At 51.2% G+C, this 1,896-nt stretch carries 2 protein-coding genes; both read left to right on the forward strand.

Going from position 1 to position 1,896, the window contains the following annotated elements:
- Positions 1 to 495, forward strand: a 495-nt coding sequence (locus MM817_RS16225) for a hypothetical protein (protein WP_241717069.1), incomplete at its 5' end; no start/stop codon positions are given.
- Positions 473 to 1,896: CpaE/TadZ family protein (locus MM817_RS16230; protein ID WP_241717071.1), on the forward strand; the 1,424-nt coding region annotated here is incomplete at its 3' end. The genes MM817_RS16225 and MM817_RS16230, both read left to right, overlap by 23 nt.

Genomic DNA, 1,896 nt, shown 5'->3' on the forward strand with positions numbered 1-1,896 from the left:
TGGAATCTAGCGGCACTTTGCCAAGCGCGCAATTGGTCAACGGCGATTGTGGATACAGACATGCAACCGTTATCGGCATGGGCTGCACCTGAATCGTGTCATGTGTACACGAAAGAGCCGACAGGCTATCGGGTGGTGATCGATCTTCTCGCTCATGAGAAACCGGCCGATCTAACGTGTATCGTCACCTTTGCCGATGCTTTGCGAATCGCTCACTGGCAAGACGTACGCATGGGACAAGCCTCGACGTGGATCATCAATCATCACGGAATCAACGATCCCATGCCTGCGGTGGACACCATCGTCGATGCGATCGTCTTGATTCCACATGATCCACGCCATGTGGCGGCTCAGTTCTTGCGAAAGCCCTTAGTGACCTTGGATCCATCATTTGCACGGCATTTTGATCACTTGATGCAAAAAGTGGAGCACTTGGTTCAGGTGAAATCGGTAGGCAAGGAGGTGGAATTTGATGTGGGTGTTTCTGGAGTATAACCAACAGCGCATCGAAGAGTCACAAGGTGCAGCGCGAGAACACGGGATCAGTCTTCATGGCGTGTTTCGCGAAGATCAGTTGTCCTCCCTTGATGGTCAAGCGATCGAGATCATCCTTGTGGGGAGCGATTGGAGTGCGCAAACGATCCACCGCTTGCGTCAACGTGGAGTCAAGGCGCCTGTCGTTTGTGTGGTGGATGCACGAACCCCTGACGCGAGGGATCGGGCACAGGATCTTGATGCCGTGGACATCGTGACGTATCCGTTGTCGTTTACGTATCTCACCATGTGGGGGAAGTCTACAGCGACTGCCGTCCAACAAAGTGCACCGACTGAGTTACAAAAAATCCTGGGGGAGTCCGGGAGACTCAAGCGAAAACAAACCTATACCATGGGAATCGAAAACAATCAAGAAGAAATTGATGCACTAGGTCAACAAACTCGGGCACGCATTTTGTTTGTCCACGGCAGAAAAGGTCACATTGGGAAAAGTACGATCGTGAGTTTGCTAGCCAATCAGTTTGCAGCATCCGGTCTTGATGTCGCCGTGGTTGACTTTGATGTGTCGGGTGATCTCGCCCATCGCTACGGGGTACAAGCTCATGTGAGCTTGCGTGAATGGGCCAAACTGCCGACACACATGGATGAACGCATGGTGAAACATTCATTGGTGCAAGCGGGAGATCACCTCTTTTTGCTCCCAAGCAGTGGACAGGAAAACACCAAGCAAGATGAGGCGACGGTGAAAAAAATCATCTACCATCTGGCGGCACACATGGATGTGGTACTGATCGACGCAGGACCGGAATGGACACCACAAACAGAAACCCTGTTGACGCTTTCTCATCGTGTGATCTATGTCATGACGTCTAATTTTTCTTCCATTCGTGCCTATCTGGATGGATACGATGCCGTACTCAACGTCAAAGGAGATGCCAGACGGATTCTTCCGATCGTCAGTGTGGCTAGCCAAACGTCGGAACAAAAAAAGGTACTGCACGTCCTTACAGAACGGTTTGACTCCCTCTTTGTGCTTGGCTATGATCGCTTGCTGTACAAACAACTGATCCATCAGCTGCCCATGACCGGGGGGAAAAAGACGCAAGGTACGATACAAGCGTTAGCGCTTGGCTGTGGGATCGAAACCACAAGACGCGTGAAAAGAGTCAGAAAACCCATACGAGCGAAAAAAAGCAGCGCCTTAGCGTATGTAGGCATGGCGTCTGCTGTAGCCGCTGGTGTGGTAGCTGTGGTGCTTCTGAGTCAAATCTCCCATACCGAAACGATCGTCGTGACGTCGAAGTATCTGGCACCTTATGAAACGGTCACAGCACAAGATGTGCATACCGTCACTGTACCAGACAGCATGGGGATTTCGGGATTAGCCACGAACATGAATCA

It is taken from the genome of Sulfoacidibacillus ferrooxidans, from assembly GCF_022606465.1.
In the GTDB taxonomy this organism is placed as follows: Bacteria; Bacillota; Bacilli; order Alicyclobacillales; family SLC66; genus Sulfoacidibacillus; species Sulfoacidibacillus ferrooxidans.